The organism is Spirosoma endbachense, from assembly GCF_010233585.1.
GTDB classification, from domain to species: domain Bacteria; phylum Bacteroidota; class Bacteroidia; order Cytophagales; family Spirosomataceae; genus Spirosoma; species Spirosoma endbachense.
In genome coordinates, this window is sequence record NZ_CP045997.1 from 8,984,311 (window position 1) to 9,005,054 (window position 20,744).

Here is a 20,744-nt window from a genome sequence, read left to right on the forward strand (position 1 = left end):
AGGTTCGCCACTTATACTTGCTGACGATACGTTCGTCATGCGAACCTCTGCGGCTTAGTAAACAACCACCAACCTATAAATTGATTTTCTGCACGGGCGTATAAATCATGTCTTCTACGCCTAAAATTTTCAGTCCAATACGGGCGTATACGTAAGCCTGTGCAGGAACCAGTGCGGGCATGTCACCCGTAATCAGGCTTACATTGGCCATGTCCTTTATGTCCGTGCCAGCTAAATCTGCCTTGTTCAGACTATTACCTGCATCGACGAACTGGGTTTTGTTGACGTATAAAGAGACACGTTCGACCGCCTTACCGTTCGTGGCATCCGTAATTACTTTTTCCAGCGAAACACTACCCGATATCTTCCGGCCACTGATCGCAATTTTTGGGTTTCGAAGCATGTAATACGGCATCACTTCGATGTCTAACTTCTGGCTTCCCTGAACGGTAACATTCAGGCTATCAGGCGTGTTGGCTGCCGTTTTTTTCCAAAGAAAAGGGCCTTGTCCATTGGGGACGATCAGTTTGTATTCTCCATCGAAAAGTAGCGACGAAAACGTACCATCCTGCTTGATGGGTATCCGGATGGAACTACGGTTGTTGTAGGCTTTCTGCCAGAGTTCCAGGAAAACCGGGAAATCGGAGTTGTTCGTGAACGCTACGTTCGAGCTTTGCATGAGCAGGGGTTCACCTTTATAAACAAGCCGCCCCTCGAAGGTAGATTTGGGTGGTTCGAAATTATCCAGTTCACACCCGGTCAGGCTGAGGAGGGTTCCGATTAATAATAAGTATGTCTTCATCTTTTTAAAGAGTGAATGAGCTAATGAGTGAAAGAGCGAATGAGTAAAGAGTGAAAGACTGACGCAGCACTATCGCTCATTCAATCTTTCGCTCTTTAATTTGCTTATTGGTTAGGGTTTCTGAGAATCAACGGATTGTTGTTGATGATTCCATCGTTGATGCGCGCGTAATAGTTGCCCAGCCGGAAAATATGGCTTTGCGTTACCCGACCCGACAGAACTTTGCGGTACACCCATTTATTATGGTTGGGTCCGCCTGGATCGTAGATTTTGTACGGCCACAAACTATATACCCGTGTGCTCGGCTCGGTGGCTTTACCCGGTAACGTAGTCAGGTCGGAGTTGCTGCCATCCCATACGACGTGGGCAAGCCGCCACCGCTTCATATCCCATAAAATGTGATTTTCAAAAGATAGCTCCACTTTGCGCTCGTGAACAATCCGATCGAACGTGATTTCTGAGGGAGTTAACGCTTTCGTGAGTCCTGCCCGATCGCGCACCTGTTTCATATACCCGGCAGCTATCGCAGTCTGACCTAGTTCAAAGGCTGCTTCGGCGGCATTGAGCAGCACTTCAGCGTAGCGATAACGTACATTCCAGACCTCACTCATCGTACCAATCTGCCCTGAACCAGTAACGGGGTCGTTGTATTTGCGCATATAAAATCCACTCTGCGCTGAGCCATCGTATCCTTCAATCGGTCCTGATAAACCTACTACCTGCACCGACGCACCGTTAACCATTTTGAGTTGGCCCAGTTGATCGCCCGACAAGGTGCTGCCGTTACCTAAAATCAGTCCGGCAAAGATGTCGATGGAGCGGTTTTTGAAAAGGTCTCCCGGTACCAGCACCGTTCCCCGAAGCCGCGCATCGCGTCCGGCGAAGAGATCTTCGGGTTTATCGTAGTAGATATAGTCAGTAGCCGCGCCTTTGTTTATCGGCAATGGCGCGAACGTATTATCTAACTTCTCGAACGACTGCACAAGGTTAAGCGAAGGATTCAACCGCCCCCCACGTTCGCCTTCTTCCGTAACAGCGCGTGGCTGATTATCTAATGCAAACGAGTGAACCTTACCACTTTGCAGTTTGTAATCCTCCACAAAAATCACCTCAGGGTTGTTCGCCTTGTCCAGGAAAATATTGGCGAAATTGGTGGAAAGGTCTGGCGCTTTCTGATAAAGCGAATACTGCCCGGAGGTAATCAATTCCTGAGCGGCATCCAGTGCTGTCTGGTAATACCCAGTTGCTTTAGCTACCGGGATGCCCACTTCGCCACCAGGTAACGTAACCGTCGGCGTATTGACACCGTATTTGGCAATGGAACCTGCATAAAGAGCTGCCCGTGATTTAGCGGCCAAGGCCAGTCCGTACGTAGCACGCGATTTCTCGTTGGGCGTTTTGGGCAGAATAGACTTGATCGCTTCAAGTTCGCTGATAACGTAGTCATAAATCTCCGACTCTTTGGCGCGGGGTTTACGGAGGTAAGCCGCATTGCCACTGTAATCGTAGGTGAGCGATTCGGTAATGAGCGGCACACCGCCCAGGCGCCTGACCAACTCAAAATAGACATTGGCCCGCAGGAACCGACCTTCGGCCACAAACCGGGCTTTATCGGCCGCGCTTAGTTTGGTTGCGGCATTGACCCGCTCGATGAACAGGTTAATCTCCCGGATGTAGCTATAATCCCAATACGTTACTTCAGGATTATTTATGCCCGGAAAGACATAATCGTATTCCCGGGTCTGATGCCGCGGGTAGTCGCCAGACGAGAAGGCTTCATCAAGGACCGCATAAATGCTAATTGTACCAGTGCCGGGCTCCTGAAAATCAGGAATACGGTTGTACAGGTCCGTTACGGCCGATAACACGAGCCGGGGGTCACTATAGACCTCATCGACCAGCAGAATACTGGTAGACTTAATATTCAGAAATTCAGAGTCGTCCTTACAGCCGGTCGTTAATGAAAACAGGATGGCGAACGATAGAATGTATTTTTTCATGGTTGTGTCGGTTTAGAAGCTCAGGTTCAGGCCAAAATTGAGCAGCTTGGTCTGCGGGTATTGCAGCCCGTTTTCATCCTGTACTTCGGGGTCGATACCATAAGGCCGGGTGTTGTCGATGGAGAACAGGTTGTAGGTGTTCACAAACACGCGCGCCTTCTGTATCTTCACTTTTTGGGTCAGCAGGACTGGGAGCGTATAGCCGAGTTCCATTGTCCGGTTGCGGAGATAGGTGATGTTGAGCAGCCACCAGGTCGAATTCTTATTGATGTTGCTATGTCCGGTATCGTTATAGCGAAGCGGAATTTGGCTACCGGCAATCCACGGACTGTCCGGATTGAGCGGGTCAGCCCGACGCCAGCGGTCATCAAAGAGCAAATGCGGTACGTTGCCCGTAGTCTGGTAAGCGTTTCGCTGTTCATTGATACGGTTAATCGCCATCATCCTGCCCCCGGAAAAATCCATAGCAAAATCAAAGCCTTTGTATTGCAGTGTGAAGTTCAGACCACCCGATAAAATCGGTGTGTTGTTAATGCCGTAGCCAATGGGTCGTTCATCGCGGGTATTGATGACCCCGTCATTGTTCTGGTCGCGGTAGATCAAATCGCCCGGAATCATGGTCCGGTTCCCTTGCCCGTCAATATTGACCGCGTAGTCGTTGATTTCATCCTGCGACTGAAACTGCCCAACGACTTCGTATCCCCAGAAAATGTTACTCCACCGATCCGTTCGCGAATCGCGGTACTCAAGCAATGAATTACCGAACAGTGGATTGTAAGGCCTCAGGAACCGATTGCGTGCAAACGACAGGTTGGCGCCAATAGTGAACCGAATGCCCCGCACGTTACCGTTATACGTCAACGAACCTTCGCCACCAGTCACTGCATCGCTCTCCAAGTTTTCCTGTGGCAACGCGTATCCTAATTCGCTGGGCACAAACACGTCGCTTTTCACGGCGGGCAATCCATCGCGAACTCGCCGGAAATAATCGAGCGTACCCGTGATCTTATTATTCAGCAGCGAGAAATCCAGTCCGATGTCGGTCACTTTGGCCGTTAGCCACGAAAGCCGATCAAAGGCAATCCCCCGGTCGCGAGCGGCTACGGTTGTCGTGCCCGACATAATGCCTATACCCGTATTGTAGTTGTAGCCAGGATTATAGGCAAACGGATCGAGTTCGACGTTGTTGGGCCGAATGTTATCGTCACCAAGCTGCCCGTAGGAGGCTCTTAGTTTAAGCTCGCTCAGGATAGCGCCGTTATTGGTCCAGGCTTTGAAGAAAGGTTCTTCGGTAATGCGCCAGGCCAGTGAGACCGACGGGAATGTACCCCAGCGTTTCGAGGGGGAGAATTTCCAGGAGGCATCACGCCGGGCGGCTATTTCCAGGAAATATTTATCGGCATAGCCATAGTTTATCCGACCAATGTAGCCTACCCTTGCCTGCGTAGAGTCGACATCGTTATACGCCACAATATCAGCGAATTGCATGACGGGCAGCGAATTGGTTTTGGGCACGGTGCGGGCCTCTACGTTTCGGATACGCTTCTTCAGCCGCTCGGTTAGGGCGATGGCGTTAATGGAGTGCTTCCCGAACGTATTGGTGTAGAGTAACTGGAACTGCCCAACGTTTTCGTCAATTTTGTTCACCACCCGTTGCCGATAGGGATTCTGACTACCACCCGTCCGATTGTATTGCTGAGTCGTTGGATTGTAGGTATACGTATCATAGGTGTACTCGAATACTTCGCGCTGGGCATCGCGGAACATGTATGAATACAAGCCCTTGATGCTTAGACCTTTGATGGGAGTTTGGTATTCGGCCGTGGCTTGGGGGGTAATGGAGCTATACACTTCTTTGAGAAAGCCTGACCGTGTGTAGTTCAGATAGCCCCAGTTCGAAGCCGGGTTGCTGATGGTGTTGATATAATCAGGATTATCATTGGCGTAGGGACGTTCGGTCGGGCGATTGCGCAGGATGGCCAACTTGGGCGCTACGTAGTCGTCACCACCCGGCACACCCGGATTTTCGCGCGTTTCCTGTCGCCCGGCAATGGTTAGTCCCACTTTGATTCGGTCTGAAATTCGGGCGTCAATGTTCGACTGAATATTGGTGCGGTTAAAGAAAAACTCGCGGCCCATCACCGAATTCTGATCCAGTCGCGTAGCGGAGATGTAGTAGTTAATACGTTCTGAGCCACCGCTGGCACTCAGGTTTATGTTCGACTGGGGCGAGTTAGGTTGAATAATAAAATTATACCAGTCGAAACTTTGGTAACCGTATTCCGTCCCTGCTTTATACTTATCTAATTCAGCCTGGGTGATGGCCGTCGTCCCATTGCGATTCACCTCAGCTTCCGCTTTTCCCAGATTCCAGTCGTAAGCGTTCACGACCGTCGGGAAGCGCGTCCAGTTCTGAAAACCGTAGTACGCATCCAGATTGATCGTACTTTTCTGGCCAACTGTTCCGCGTTTGGTCGTTACGATGATAACGCCGTTAGCTGCCCGCGAACCATAGATAGAAGCGGAGGCATCTTTCAGTACCGTGATCGTTTCGACATCATTGGGTGAGAGGTTATCGAACTGCGTTTTGTCTTTCGGCACACCGTCGATGATAAACAGCGGGTTGCCACCCATATTCCGGATTTGAATGGTAGCCGCAGCACCGGGTCGGCCGTCGGGTTGCCGGAACTGGACACCTGGAATTTTACCGGCCAACGTTCCCGTTACGGTAGACGCATGAACCCGGCCCACGTCGCGGGACGTAACAGCAGAGATGGCCCCGGTTATCGATTCTTTTTTCTGCGTACCGTAACCGACAACAATAACCTCCTGCAAGCCTTTGGAATCCGGGACGATCGTTACGTCGATGGTAGTTTGATTACCAACCGTCACTTCTTTTGATAGGTAACCGATGAACGAGACAACCAGCGTACCGCTCGTCAGATCGGTCGGAATCGGGAGAGAATACATCCCATCGGCGTTGGCTGACGTACCCGTCGACGTGCCTTTCAGCAGAACAGTAGCTCCTGGCAGTGGCCCTCCGTTCTCTGCGAATATTTTCCCTGAGAGCGTGCGTTGCTGGGCTTGGGTATGCCTCCCAATCAGAAGAAATAGCAGAAATCCAATCAGCTTGATTGGCCTCAACCTGTAGTTGTTCTTCATAGAATGATTTTTGGTTATAGGATTAAGGTGGAATTTGCCAAGCTCCAGGCAGCCTGGCATAATTCAAAGGAATGATTTTGCAATTTTAAGAAGTAGAGTTTACCTCAATCTTGACTTTTGATCAAATAACCAGGACAATTGTGCAATTTTTACCTCCTTATATCCAGTTTTGAATGATTGTGCGGATACAAATACATATAGCTGGTATTATGGTAATGCAACAAAAAATCTACTTTCGGTTACATTTTTTGACTCTTATTTTGTTGATTGTTAGTTTGTTACTCTCAATCGTCAGCACAAGTGAGGCTCAAAACTTTTATTTTAATGCGCTCACATCTGAACATGGTTTGTCGCACAATAGTGTTTTTAGCATCAAGCAGGACCACAAGGGCTTCATCTGGTTCGGAACGCGGGCAGGAATTAGTCGATACGATAGCCAGCGTCTTAAAAATTACCCGCTAAATGATACTGACCCCAGTGCTGAAGGGGCCAGAGTCAACTGCCTTTATACCGTTGGGCACGAACTCTGGGTAGGAACTGCTACTGGCCTGTTTCGGTACCTTTTCGATAAGGATGAATTTGTTCCGGTATCGCTGGGGAAAAAATCAGTCAACGTATTGGGTATCCAACGGGTATCGACAGGCGACTTATGGATTGGCAGTCAGGATGGGATCTATATTTTATCCGAGCGTGGATTAGTACGTCAAATTCTGCCAGGGCAGCTCGTTCACGATATTTGTGAGTTTCGAAAAGGTTCTTTTCTGATTTTGCATAACAATACGCCATGCATCATCAATTCAACCGGCGAAACCATAATTACACTTCCCATTGATGGGGATAATCATCGAAAATCACATACGCTGCGCAACCATAAGCTTTTCAAAGATCGCCGGGGAGCTATCTGGCTGAGTACGGAAAACGATCTGCTGCAATTAGATGAAAATGCCATGATCTTCAGGTCGTTAGAGTGGTTTTCGCGGCTTGTACGTGGGCGAGTACGGATAATTCGTACCGTTGTCGAAGATTTGGCCGGAAACGTCTGGATTGGCAGTGAAGCGGGGATAATTATGGTTGACAGCCAACGCCAAACGGCACGTAGCTACGATAAATCGTTTACGGCCTCTCCCTATGGCCTGACTGACCGGGCAGTTTATTCAAGCTTCGTGAGTCGGGATGGAATCGTTTGGCTGGGAACGTATTTTGGTGGGGTCAACTACACGAAACCCATCGGCATTTCATTCGAGCATCTTTTTCCAGCCACCGACGGGCAAACCATTGCGGGAAAGGCCATTAGCCAGCTTGCCATTGATGGGCAGGATCGTCTTTGGGTTGGCACTGAAGATGGAGGCATTAGTATTCAAGACCGGGTTACTGGTCGATATACGTATCATAACCGGGCGAATGGTCTGAGTGATAATAACATACACGCTATTTTGATCGATAAGTCGGGAGTGGCCTGGGTTGGTACGTTTCTGGGTGGGCTAAACCGTATCGATCCTGTAACGGGGAAAAAGAAAGTATTTCTACATAATCCGGATGACCCGACCTCGCTGGCAAGCAATTACGTTAATGCACTTCATCGCGACCGAACCGGTCAACTTTGGGTGGGTACCACTCGGGGCCTGAATATTCTGGATGAGAAAACGGGCACCTTTCGACTCTTCAAACCTCAGGAGTTGGGAACCCGCTTTGTTGTTGATTTGCTAGGCGATACATCGGGACGAATTTGGATTGCTACATCGTTCTCAGGTGTGTACCAGTACGACCCTAAACTCGATCAATTAACTCATTATGACGTCAGTAACACGCCTGTTTTGCAGAGCAATCAAATTATGAGTGTTTATCAAGATTCAGACCATAATATCTGGTTCGGCAGCCTGAATGGGGGGGCGTGTCAGTGGAGTTATAGGCAAAAAAAATTTATCAACCATCCAGTACAAGCTTACCTGTCTACTCAGACGGTGTATGAAACACTGGAAGATAACAATGGCACGTACTGGTTTTCGACCAATAGCGGGTTGCTTTCATTTAATCCAAAAAAGAACACACATCGGGTATTCGACGGGAGTAATGGGCTTGAGGCTACCCAGTTCAATTTTAAATCGGCCCTGAAAGACCGTCAGGGCAATCTGTATTTTGGGAGCGTAGACGGACTTTGCTATTTCAATCCAGACAGCATTGCGAAACGGGTTTTTGATCCGCCCGTTTATTTTACCGACCTCAAGCTCTTTAATAAGGAAGTCAGGGCCGACGGCGAATTGATGCTAACAAAGCGTCTTGATGAAACAAAGGAACTGGTTTTTAATTACGAGCAGAATGTCATTACGTTCGATTTTGTAGCCATCAATTATTTTTCGAAGCAGACCAATTATTATACGTATTACCTCGAAGGATTCGAAGAAACCTGGGGTCCGAAAACCACCGTTAACTCGCAAACATACACGAATCTATCACCCGGAACTTACACGTTTCACGTTCGGTCGTATCAATCAAATGGCGATTTGTCACCAACGGAGCGTACGCTTCAGCTAGTTGTGAAACCACCTTTCTGGCGAACGACCTTCGCCTATCTCTTTTATGGATTGCTCGGCATTGGTTTGCTGGTTCTCTATCGGCGGGTCATTACGTATCTGAACCGCCAGAAAATGGCCGTGCAGATGGAACGGGTAGAGCGCGAAAAAAGCAGAGAGCTGAACCAGCAGAAACTGAATTTCTTTACATTCCTCTCCAATGAATTCAAAACACCGATTACCCTGATTATCGCGGAGATTGACGAATTGATTCAAAACAACCAGGCCTGGCGCGCCGATTCTGCAACGAATTATAGTATCATCAAGAACAACGCCCGGCGGTTGCAGGCACTGATTGATCAGATTACCGAACTTCGTAAAACAGGCCACGAAATTCAAAAAATCCACCTTGTTGATGCCGATATCATTGCCTTCATCAAAGAAACGTTGAAGGGATTCGACCCCCTGCTCCGGGCCAGGCAAATTTACAAGCGACTTACCTTTTCTCCCCCGTATCTGATGGCGTCGTTTGATGCCGGAAAGCTGGAAATGATTATTGGTAATGTATATTTTTACCTGATTGACCAACTGGCCGAAGGAGATGAGCTGAATTTTGATGTTGAGATTGTTAAGACTTCGGATCAGGCAACGGCGGAATTGCAACTCACCTTCACATTCAATGGCCAGCCAGGGCTGTTGAAAAGTCTTGAAACCAGTTATCAGTATGCTGGAAATTCAGAAGAGATTTTTGCGCAGAATAATTCACTCAGCATCGGTATATTGTTAACATTCAGTCTGTTGAAAATGCTTTCGGGGCGCGTAATTTTTTCCGATATGGATGACTGGGGGCGAATTTCGCTCCAAATCCCCATCCGAAAAACGCCTGTCAGCAAGGCAACTGCGAACTCCAAAATTGAACACTCGATAAGTAGGCATATTGTCGATTCGCCGGAAGTAAATCTGGGGCGGGATGGGGACTTATTTAGTTTCCCGGTTGAGGATTCGTTACTGAATGATAAACCCAATCTGCTAATTATTGAACGCTCTAAAGAACTGGCTCAGTTTCTGAAACGCCATTACGGAGAAACGTACCGCATTAGCGTGGCGACTACGTTTAACGAAGCGCTCAAGAAGGCCGAAAGCAGGCTGCCTGAAATTATTCTCTGTGACAGCAATATGCTCGATAAAGAGTTTAAAAGCATCTGCCTGGTTCTAAAGAGCAATCCACAAACGCAACATATACCGATTATTCTACTACTGGAAAACGAGGAAGATAAAACGATTATTGAAGGCCTAAATAGTGGTGCCGAAGGATACATAAGCAAACCTTTCAGCCTGAAAGAGATGGATTTGATGATTACCAATCAACTGAAAACGGTATCCTTATTAAAAACTAAGCTAACAGGCAGTCTGGCGGGTTCTCTATTAAGCTCCCTGCCTCGACACAATAAAGATCAGGAGTTTGTGCTGCGGTTCGCTTCACTGATTAATCAGCAGTATAAAAATAAAGATGTAACGGCCGACGTACTGGCCCAGCAGATGAAATGCAGCCGGTCGCAACTGCATATGAAACTGAAAACACTAACGGGTCTGAGTACGAAGGAATACCTGAACGATTATCGCCTGATGTTAGCTCGTGAGTTGCTCGAAAGTGGCACAAGCGTGACCGAAGCGGCTTTTGAAGTGGGTTTCAGTGATCCAAATTATTTTGGTCGGGCCTTCAAAAATAAGTTCGGAATTACGCCAAGTAAAATTTACTAAGTTCAGGGAATTTGACAACCTATATCAGGCTAAGGAGCAACATCTTGTCCTTAACTCTATCGGGACGTTTAAATGAACCAGAGTAATCAACATAAGCAGATAGCTTACAAAAGTTCATTTTAAAACTTGTATGCTATCCCTAATCTCTTTTGCAGTAATCATACCGCCATCTTCATTCAGACCGAAGTGATTTGACTGGGTTCATCAGCGCTGTAGCCACGGTTCGACTACCGATCGATACCAAAACCAGTAACAGTACCAACAAAGCTGGCCAGGCAAAAAGCCACCCGCTTAATTCAATACGGGCCGCGTAGTTGGCCAGCCAGTTTTTGACTAATAAATAGGTGATGGGAAGGCCAATCAGGATCGAAAGCAGAACGGTTCGGATAAAATCGGTCGAAAGTAAAAGCATCAGGTTCATTGTGCTGGCCCCAATCACTTTACGAATCCCGATTTCCTTCGTTCGTTTGGAAACCGTAAACGTGGCCAGACCGAACAGGCCCAGGCAGGAGATCAGAATGGCCAGGCCAGTTAAGGCCCCGAATACTTGCTGAAAGCGATCGTCGGCTTTGTACTGTTTGTCATACTCACTATCCATGAAGAAATAGCTAAATGGTGTATGGGGGAAATTAGCCTCGTAAACCTGTTTCAACGTAGCGAGTTGCTCCTTAGCATTACCCCCGGCAAACTTCACACTGGCGAACGAATCGAACGAAGGGGAGTACATGTGAATAATAGGTATGTGGGCAGCCTTTGGTGATTCGTAATGGTAATTTCTGACAACACCTCGAATCGTTGCCTGATGACCCCAGAGGTCTACCCGTTTACCAATAGCCTGCTCGGGCGTAGGAATTCCCCAGAGCCGGATGGTTTCTTCGTTGACAATGAGCTGTCGATTCGTCGTATCTGAAAAACCCGGCCGGGTCGTGGCATCGAAGTTTTTGCCCGCCAGCAGCCGGATACCCATCAGCTCGAAGAACGATGTATCGATCTTTGCCATGTAATAATTGTAATTCGTTTTCTTGACGGCATCCGACAAATTGATGCCCGTCGTTGTATTCATCAAGGAAGACTCCAGGCCCGGTACGGCTCCCGAAACGGACACCGATTTTACCTGCGATTGAGCCAATAGCATTTGTCGAAACGCACCGTACTCCTGGCGGGCGTTATTGCTTGCTGGCGCTTTCACAACCAGCGTATGATCGATGGTTAGGCCTAAGTTCTGTTCGCGCAGAAAAGACACCTGTTGGTAAACGGCAAACGTCTGCACCAACAAGATAAGGGTAATTGTAAATTGAAAAACGACTAACGACTTCCGAAGCAAGGTGCCTTTGGTTGAGCGCGAGAAATTACCCTTGAGTACCTTGACCGGATCGTATGAAGACAAGACGAAGGCTGGATAAAATCCCGACAGGATAACACTCAGTAGCAGAAACGCACCGGCACTTTCCCAGAAAAACACATCGCCCATAACGCTAAAGCCTTCGGGTAGCCCCGCCACCTGAACAAACACCGACTGAAAGCCCGCCACTAACCCCACGGCCAGACCTGAGGCAATGATGTTGATCAGGATCGTTTCGATAAAGATCTGCATTCTTATCTGGCTCTGCGTGGAACCAACGACCTTTCTTAGTCCCATTTCCCGCGCCCGGTCGAGGGCTTTGGCGGTGGTCAAATTCACATAGTTGACTAAGGCGCTTAGCAGTACTAGAAAAGCTACGCCTAGCAGAACATATACAGACCGTGCTTCACCGTTTGGTTCGTTTTCGTAGGTTTTATGGGAATACAGATGGATTTCGCTGATTTTCTGACCGATCACCCGCTCGCTGGTTATCTTCTTTTCGGTGAGCAATCGGTCGCTAAAAGCAGCCAGCGATTTGGTAAACCGGTCGTAGCTGGTGTTTTCGGCAAGTTGCAGATAGGTGAATACATTATTGCTGCTCCAGTCATCTTCTTGTTGGCCAAAGTCGGAGCGCAGCGTCGGGTAGGAGAAGAGCATGTCAAATTTCAGGTGTGTATTGGCCGGGCTGTCCGCCACCACGCCAACGATTTCTAACAGCATGTTACCTTCCGGTTTTGGTACTTTCATCGTTTTACCCAGCACATCTAGGGTATTGAAGTACGTTAATGCCATCGATTTTGTCAGAACAGCCTGTCGGGGTTTGGTAAAGAGGTCTTTGCGGCTTCCTCGCAGGAGTGGGTAGTTGAACAGGGAAAAAAAGGAGGAATCGACCGCCAGTACTTTCTCCACGGCCTGATACTCCTTGCCAATCTGAACCGTCATACTCGGTTTGATGATGGAATAGACGCGGGTGTAGTTAACGACTTGAGCCATTTCCTGATTGGCTCTAGGGCCAATCTGAGGATACGTCTCGGCATCCTGAGCGTCCACTGCGCCCCCATTCATATAGTCCATGGTGAGTCGCACAATCCGATTGGCCAACGGGTTTGTGTTTTCGTAACTTAACTCAAAACGTACGTACTGAATAATAAGTAATGCCACAGCCAAACCCGCAGCCAGCCCCACGACATTAATGAGGGTAAACGTGCTATCTTTTCTGAAAATACGTTGGGCGATTTTTAAATAGTTTAGGAGCATAGCAGTCAGTGCCTAAGGAGCAAATAATTGATGTGTCAATTACTGTACCAGTTACTAAAAGTTTGGTTTAGAGCTGGGATACGGTGATTTTGTGAAACGGGTTGTCCGTTTATGGACAGCTTTTGTCCAGGAATGAACAGGGGAAATTGTTCATGGGCTGAGTCGAATCAAGCGGGGTCAGCCTGACGTTTTTTTGAACGGTGACGGCGTGGGGAGAGGTCGAGTCATTTCAGTCCTAAATGGTTTAATTACGAGCATCCGTAAGTAGCCAGCCAACTGTTTTAAACAGATAATATATACAATCCCTACCATACAGGCCAGAAAACGGTCGCCCAATGGTTAGATAAAATAAGGCTAATCAGCTAAACAAATTTCATAAACAACGCTTTTTACAGTGATACTGAAAGAGTGAATTGACTGTTAATCTGATCACTTTCCAAATTTCCTACTCGTTATGAATAAATCATCTACTCTTCGTTTTCTTTTTGTCCTGTCTGCTACCTGGCTGACCGCCTGTGAAGATCACAGTCAGAGTCCGAATGCACCATTTCCGGAACGTATTAATTTTGTGGCTGACCGCCAATATCCAGAAGGTATTGCTTACTCTTCGCAATTGGCTAAATTTCTGGTCACATCCATACCGCTTGGTAAGGTAGGTACAGTCGATACCGATGGTCGTTATGAGGATTTGCTGACAGATCCTGGATTTATTGCTGCTATTGGGATGAAAGTAGCCGATGGCCGCGTGTTTGTCTGCAATAGTGATCAGGGTCGGTCAGTTAGAAGTACTCCCTCAACCACCCGCCAAACGGCTGAACTACTGGTCTTCAACCTAGCTACCCGGCAGCTTGAGCGTCGGACGGATCTTGATGCATTGCTACCCGCTGCCGACCCAAACTTTGCCAATGACGTAACAATTGCTCCCGATGGGACAGCCTATGTGACGGATTCGTTTTCCCCTGTAATTTACAAAGTTACCGGAGCTGGAGCAGCCAGTATTCTGGTAAGAGATGATGTTCGATTCGCCAGCCTGACCTTCGGCTTAAATGGGATTGCTTACCATCCGAATGGCTTCCTCATTGTCGCTAATACGGGACAGGGGAAACTGTTTAAAGTGGATTTACAAAACGGCAATGCGATCACTGAAGTGAGTGGAACAGGATCGTTGCCCGGTGATGGACTGACCTTTCTCAATAACGACTTATATGTTGTGACCGGTGGCAATCGGGTGGCCCAGCTGCGTAGTACGGATAATTGGCAATCGGCCACAATTCTAAAATACGACGCCAGTGGGTACACGGGTGCAACAACAAGCGTAGCCGTTAATGGTCAGCTTTATACACTCAATGCCCGTATTGGAGAAGTTGGTGATGCGCGGGACTTCAGCATTCAGCGGTTCCGCTAGGCAAGTGGGTTAAGAGCCGGGCAAGCTGACGGATTCTTGTAAATGCCATAGCACCATCAACTGCCCATTTCAGCTAGATGGCACTCTAGATTACACCCAGCCAAACCGCTCCAATAAGCGATCTTTGTGCTGCCTGGATACAGGAATGTTGGCCCCCGTAGTCAGCACCAGATAAGTACCTTCGCCTTTGACCAGACGTTTAATGTGATCCAGATTCACTATGTACTGCCGATGAACGCGCAGGAAATTCCGTGTTTCCAGCATCTCCTGAACATCGCCGAGGGTTTTGGAAATGAGGTATTTTTCGCCCGTTTCCAGCACGAAATTGGTGTAATTACTGTCGGATTCGGCGTAGAGGATCTGGCTTGTTTCTACAAACGTCAGTCCATTGGCATGGGGCAGTGCTATTTTTGTTGGCAGCGTTGCCGGGGATGTACTCACCGATTGAGTTGTTGGATACCACGATCGCAACAAGTCTAACTGAGCCGCTCCCACTACACCCGAAGCCGTGAGACTGGCCTGTTCAGCCCGGCGAACCGTGTTCACCAGATCAATCGTATCGACAGGCTTGAGCAAATAATCGAGGGCCGAAAACCGGAATGCCCGCACCGCATATTGATTGTAGGCTGTCACGAAAACAACCTGAAACGACACCTCACCGAGTTGTTCGAGCAATTGAAATCCGTTCAACATGGGCATCTCAATATCCAGAAAAACCAGCGAAGGGCGCAACGTTCGCAGGGCAATCAAGGCCGATGGACTATCGGTAAATTGCCCAATAATCTCCACCTGTGGACAGTGCCGAGCCAGTTGAAGCACCAGCAACTGCACATTATCGGGTTCGTCGTCAATGATGAGAGCCTTCATAATTAATGAGTGAATGAGTGAGTGTTTAATTGATTGAATAGCTGACGCATTAGCTAATCAATCAATTAAACACTCACTCATTCAAAATTAAATCGGTATATCCAGCACGACTTTCGTGCCGAGGGGTTCGTCGTCGGGGGCGACCAAATCAAAAATCTGGGTCTGTGTTTGGGTGTTGTAGAGTTCATTAATCATCCGTATACGGTCGGCCGTTACTTGCATGCCAAAGGATTTATGGTTGCCAGCCGACTTGCTTTTGAGTTCTCCCGCCCGCGCCCGACCAACGCCATCATCCGTAACTTCAACGTGCAAATAGGTATCGTTAGGTTGGGTGACCTCAACCGTTACGGTTCCCCCTTCCATCTTATGCATCAGCCCATGCCAGATGGCATTCTCGACGTAGGGCTGGAGTAACAAGGGCGGAATGGTAGCCTCCTGCTGGTCGATGTCGGGGTCAACCCGAATGTCCACCCGTACTTTATGTTTAAAGCGCATGGCTTCCAAATCGCTGTAGAGTTGGAGAGCTTCCAGTTCGTTTTGCAGCGGAATGCGGTCAGCGCGGGAGTTTTCGAGGACGAGCCGGATAAGCCGGGAGAACTTGGTCAGGTAATCGGAGGCTTTATCGGTATCGTTTTGAAGCGTGTATAACTTGATGGAATTGAGACAGTTGAAGATAAAATGAGGATTCATTTGGGCGCGCAGGGCCGTCATTTCAGTATCGGCCAGTTTATGCTCAAACTCAGTTTGAAGTTGCTGAATGCGTCGGTCTTCCAGCAGTTGATTCTTGGACTCGATTTCCTGCGTTCGTATGGTGAGCTGCTCTTCGAGTTGCTGGGTGTACCGTCCTTGCATCTGGTTTTTCTCGACTTCAACTAACCGATTTCGATAAGCCAGGGCCAGCAAAAAGAAGAAACTCTCAAACAATATGCCCAGGCTGAAGAAAAACGGAAGGAACCTGGCAAACACCTGAATAAAAGAGTTGCCCGTCATAATTCGAACATCTAAAAATAAAACGAAATAAGAGATCAGCCATAGGCAGATAATTCCAACGAGCAGATAGCCTCGAAATGGGCTCTTACTGCGCAATAAGGCAATAAAGACCACGATACCGGCCACTAAAAATGGTAACTCCTGCCCGAGATAGTACCAATTAGCTCTAAAAATCAACCCATTACCATATTCGTAGATAGCCTGGGCTTCCTGAATGGCAAACACAACCAGCAAAGCACGTAGAAACGCCCAGGTTTTAGAGGAATGGATCGGTAAATCAATAAAGCGGGCAATAAACAAGATATAAAAGAACGAGATGATAAAGGAAAAAGGTTGATTTGTTGATCGCATCTGTAACGGCAGGCCTAACCCTAACGCAAAATTCATATTCCACACCACGGAGAAGGAAGCGGCAAAACAGAAGATTGTATAGTATAGAAAGACCAGATCCCGATTGAAATAATACTGCGTGACCGCAAACAGACTCATAATAAACAAACCAGCAGCTATCATTGCCATAGACAAAAACAACCATCTCATCAGGTATGAACGGTCGGCAATTATCAATTTCAGGCTTAAGGGGGTATGCAGCATGGGCAGTATGGGCGATACAACACGTACTAAATCCGTGATCTTCACAAAAAACGTGGTGGTCTGCAACGGGCCAACCTGCAAGTGAATAGGCTCCCATTGCCCGATATTATAGGGTAAAAAATAGATACCCGTTTGCTCCACATGCACGCCCCGATCCGTGTATAAGTCAATCTGCCCATGCCCGCCTATATCCAGCAGGGTTTCGGCCGATTGGGTTGGGCTAGTGTTTTGAACCCGGAATGCCAGCCAGGTAACAATGGTCGACACCTTTGATTGTGGAGGATTTCGGAATGTCTGCTGCTTTTGGGCAAAGGGAAGGAACCTCTGCCGATGAATGACGGGGAACGGCTCAGGCAAACCTGATAGGTCATCATAAAACAAGGTATGGCTGGCCATATCCTGCGACTTCGTCCAGTTGGGTGTACCATTCAGCTGGAATGGCGGGAGCATACCCACGGAGACAGCCTGATTCGTAGTGACAGCCCTGGCTGGCCCAACGTGTTGTGCTTCTACCAGTAGCGGCAACCCCAATAAAAGCAACAGCCAGTAGTTCATGGATAATGAGGTTTTCTGTAAAGCAAGCTACTGATTTTCAGATCACACTTGCTAGTTCAAGTTAGCCAATGCTCACTTTTCTTGTGTAAGCGACTTTCTTATTGAGGGAGCCTTGGGTATATACCGTTTCCTCGTTAGCTCACCATTCTGGTTACTCACTCAAAATCTGCGTCCTTCCCTCAATAGCCTTTGCTATGCCTTGCGCGTCGGCCTATGTTTGATGCCGAACCTAAACGGATAGCGTTCACGTCTGGCATCAATAATCCCCCAACCCTAATCTCATAAACCAGTGAAGATCAATCTTCTTCCTGCCCTGTGTTTGTCAATGGCTGAGATTGTAGCGCATGGTATGGCAACATGAAAAAAATGATGGATGACAACATGAAAAGCCTGCCCCCTTAAACCAGCCGATCCGCTCCCAAGTGGCGGGAAAGTTTTCCATCAAAACGTTTAAATTGACTAACTAATGAAAACGAAACTATTAATAACTTTCACGGCTTTACTTTTAGTTATACTTCCATTTTTGGTGTCGGCTGTGCTGGGCAACTATTCGCCCTATGTTGATGGGAATAGTTTTCAGAATTATATACTAATTTGGATAGTTATTTCAATTGGAATTGTTTCGATTGCATTACTACTATTTAACTATTTTCATCAATCATTCGAAAAAATACCAGTTGGCGGAATGTTGCTTTTTTTGTTAGTATGGCCAATTATTGGTATATATGGTTTAGCTTCCGCACCTGACCTCAGCGTTAAAATGCTTGAACACCCCGAACGGGAACATTTAAGGTATAGTTTACTTTTTTTAGCATTAATACTCTTTGGATGTTTTGCCTTGTTCCTGTTTAGTAGTAATTCATTGAAAATAAAAAAAACGACCAGATGGATAATGACCGTGATTTTTATCATCGCCATCGCAGAATATACATGGGAATTCACTCATCACTACTTATATCCGGAAGGGTTGAAGGAATGGGTAAGTCAGGGTAAAAATCCTGAAGAATTTGGCAAAAATTATGATAATTTCAATATGATTACAATTGGCGTGATTGGGCGGTATGTTCAATTCATATTAGTAATATGGCTTTCATTACATTTGTACAAGTTGCAACAAATCAAAATCTGGAGTCCAATCATAAATACAATGTTCAGTTTAGTGGGAATTGTCTCAGCAACACTAATCTTCATTACTGAAATGAACCTTCCGAAGGGATTTGAATTTTTATTCCTATTCTTTATTCCGGGAATTCCGTTTTTTCTATTATATTGGTTAGGGATTGCGCTATTGACAAAGCTCAAGAAACGAGATATTACAGCCTGAAAAATCACAATACAGAACAATTTATTGTTTAATTATAAATACCATATAAATACGCTTTGTCCACAAAATTCCTTCGATAATTGAACGGCTATCATTGCCAATGACTACTTAATGCGTTCACGAAAAGTTTGCTTTTAAGCGAATTTTCGCCCGTGAAAGTAGATGATAAACCTTCGTTACGTATTAACAACCAGTTGGAGAGGAGCCCCCTGGCAAGGCTCCGACCGTACCCGAAGTTGGGCCACTATGGCATCAGCCCGTTGCTGCATGCTAGTCTGACCAGTTCGCAGACTTAACAGGGTTTGATCAAACCCTTTTCCGTTGTCGCCAATCAGAACTCTGAGCTGCTCCTGCTTATACTCGAACCCTAAGCTCCTCACGAGCATACCGAAGCCAGTTAAGCGGCCAGTTCATTTTAGGGTTTTTAACTCATCCTGTAGCTGAATCAGAATACCTTGCTGTTGCCAGTTCACAGGTACGACTAAGGCAGTCGGAGCAGTTTGAGCCAGCATCCAAACCGGACTGAGAAGCAGAAAAAGTAGTTTAACGCAGGATGTACGGCAAAAAAATCATAGAACTACGTAGTTAAAGGCCAATCAGTCCCAGTGAAGGGATTCTAATTTGCCAACCAGAAGTAGATTGCTGAGATACCAGCCATTTTCGGCGTAGCGACTGGGGTCGTCTATTTTGATGTTCCGTTTCTGTAGGATAGCTGCCTTGTCGAATGCCCTTCCGGTTACGCGTACAGTTACTTCATGATCCGTATCGCTTAAACCATCCAGATAAAAACTAAACTTTCGGTAATAGTGACAGTACTGATCGAATCGTTGGACTTCTCGCTTCTCGCCATCGAGCGTCACTTCCAGAATCCCCGATCCCGGCCCAACTATATCATAAAAGCCAAGCGTAGTTCCCTTAAATCTGACACGTAGTAAGGCATCCGGTGAAGTTGCTTTATAAATAGCTGGCATGAATTTGGAGAACGACTTAACGAGTTCGTGATCGGCCGGTAACTTTTGCCAGTGAACCGATGGAGGCAATTCAGAAAGTGTGATTAGCTGGGCTGTTTCCCAATTGTCAGCGGCTAATGGGGTAGACAGAACATGTGGTTTTGCGCCACTCAGGCGTTCCATTTCTTCAAGATATTTCCGTACAACACTGGCATAAATCGGATGGCCAGATTTCGATAAAGGGTGCGTTCGGTCGGTCGTAAAGACAATCTTGCCGGGATTTTCTTCGGGTTTACCAGTGAAAATTAATTTGCCCTCTGTAGCCAGTCGGGCCACTTCTACCCCCATATTAATGGACGGAATCTGATACCGATCGGCGATTTCTTCCATGGTTTGTGCCGTCACCTGATAACGTCCTTCCTGTAAATCCTTTAACTGGTTTGCAGACAGCGTGTATACAAAACAGATATCGGTAGCTGGATTGGCTTCCCAGATTTTTCGAACAATACCTTCCATCGACTGCTCGATCTGGTGGGGAGAACGCCCTGAATCATTGACCGCAAATTCTACAAAGACCAGATCGGGCTTATGGACAAGCACGTCACGATCAATCCGAAAAACGCCCAGATTTGATCCTGTTCCGCCGATAGTTGCGTTGATTTCGTTAAATGAATTATGAGGGTAATTGATTCGGAGCCAGTTAAAGGTCAGACTACGCCAGCCGTCGCCCGCTTCGGTAATACTACCACCGATATACGCCACGTTAATTTCACGCCCTTCCTTTATTTTCTGAAAGAAATTCGGCAGGCCATTCCGTTGGTGGAATTCCTGTATCCCCCTCGAAGCTGTCTTTTTAGAAGAGGTAGCACCTGTTGACAATGGTTTCTGACAGCTCCAGCCAAGCACTAACGTGAGAACGAATACGGGTAAAATCAGGGCAGTTCGGTTCATTTCTGATAAGGATACTTTGGTATAATGAATTGCTCCTCTCCCTGCCCCTCTGCTTAAACAGGAGAAGGGCCGGGTGAGAAGAATCAGTAGCCCGGATTCTGTATAAGTATAGGATTATATCTGAATCTTGGCTAACGGAATGGGGAACAGCATCTGGAATGGTTGCACCTGAACAACTGACCCACCACTTTTAACGAAAAGTCCTTTATTACGTACGTCTACCGTATTCGGGATCGAGGCATATTTCGTAAAGAAGGCACTACATGCCGCTCTG

Annotated in this window: 11 protein-coding genes; 3 read left to right on the forward strand and 8 right to left on the reverse strand. The window is 47.2% G+C overall.

The genetic code is table 11. From position 1 onward, the window contains the following. Positions 1-73 precede the first annotated feature (73 nt). From GJR95_RS36180 to GJR95_RS36190, 3 genes are all read right to left on the reverse strand, one after another. Positions 74-802: a DUF3823 domain-containing protein gene (locus GJR95_RS36180; RefSeq protein ID WP_162390493.1), complete on the reverse strand. Its 729-nt coding sequence runs from the start codon at positions 800-802 to the stop codon at positions 74-76. A 104-nt stretch (positions 803-906) separates the two neighbouring features. Next, positions 907-2,802, reverse strand: coding sequence for a RagB/SusD family nutrient uptake outer membrane protein (locus tag GJR95_RS36185; RefSeq protein ID WP_162390494.1), 1,896 nt, complete (start codon positions 2,800-2,802; stop codon positions 907-909). A 12-nt stretch (positions 2,803-2,814) separates the two neighbouring features. Then, a complete protein-coding gene (locus GJR95_RS36190; protein ID WP_162390495.1) occupies positions 2,815-5,964 on the reverse strand; it encodes a SusC/RagA family TonB-linked outer membrane protein in 3,150 nt (1,049 codons plus the stop codon). A 248-nt stretch (positions 5,965-6,212) separates the two neighbouring features. Here GJR95_RS36190 and GJR95_RS36195 point away from each other — a divergent pair, with 248 nt between their 5' ends. Then, positions 6,213-10,235: a hybrid sensor histidine kinase/response regulator transcription factor gene (locus GJR95_RS36195; RefSeq protein WP_162390496.1), complete on the forward strand. Its 4,023-nt coding sequence runs from the start codon at positions 6,213-6,215 to the stop codon at positions 10,233-10,235. Between the two features lie 172 nt (positions 10,236-10,407). Here the strand turns inward: GJR95_RS36195 and GJR95_RS36200 are convergent, their stop codons facing one another. Continuing rightward, entirely contained in the window at positions 10,408-12,834 is a 2,427-nt protein-coding gene (locus GJR95_RS36200; protein ID WP_162390497.1) for an ABC transporter permease, read from the reverse strand. A gap of 454 nt (positions 12,835-13,288) precedes the next feature. Between GJR95_RS36200 and GJR95_RS36205 the strand changes: the two genes are divergently transcribed. After that, positions 13,289-14,239, forward strand: a complete 951-nt coding sequence (locus GJR95_RS36205) for an SMP-30/gluconolactonase/LRE family protein (protein ID WP_162390498.1) — start codon at positions 13,289-13,291, stop codon at positions 14,237-14,239. 90 nt (positions 14,240-14,329) lie between these two features. On the opposite strand, the gene GJR95_RS36210 is transcribed toward GJR95_RS36205, so the two are convergent. Beyond that, positions 14,330-15,106 carry a LytR/AlgR family response regulator transcription factor gene (locus tag GJR95_RS36210; protein WP_162390499.1) on the reverse strand — a complete coding sequence of 259 codons (777 nt, stop codon included), beginning with the start codon at positions 15,104-15,106 and terminating at the stop codon, positions 14,330-14,332. 87 nt (positions 15,107-15,193) lie between these two features. Further along, positions 15,194-17,245 (reverse strand): sensor histidine kinase, encoded by a 2,052-nt coding sequence (locus GJR95_RS36215; protein WP_162390500.1) that lies wholly within the window; start codon positions 17,243-17,245, stop codon positions 15,194-15,196. Positions 17,246-17,711: 466 nt separating this feature from the next. On the opposite strand from GJR95_RS36215, the gene GJR95_RS36220 reads away from it, so the two are divergent. Then, entirely contained in the window at positions 17,712-18,569 is an 858-nt protein-coding gene (locus GJR95_RS36220; protein WP_162390501.1) for a hypothetical protein, read from the forward strand. A 176-nt stretch (positions 18,570-18,745) separates the two neighbouring features. Here the strand turns inward: GJR95_RS36220 and GJR95_RS36225 are convergent, their stop codons facing one another. Then, entirely contained in the window at positions 18,746-18,955 is a 210-nt protein-coding gene (locus tag GJR95_RS36225; protein ID WP_162390502.1) for a sensor histidine kinase, read from the reverse strand. Between the two features lie 210 nt (positions 18,956-19,165). Further along, positions 19,166-20,470: an SGNH/GDSL hydrolase family protein gene (locus GJR95_RS36230; RefSeq protein ID WP_162390503.1), complete on the reverse strand. Its 1,305-nt coding sequence runs from the start codon at positions 20,468-20,470 to the stop codon at positions 19,166-19,168. Positions 20,471-20,744 lie beyond the last annotated feature (274 nt).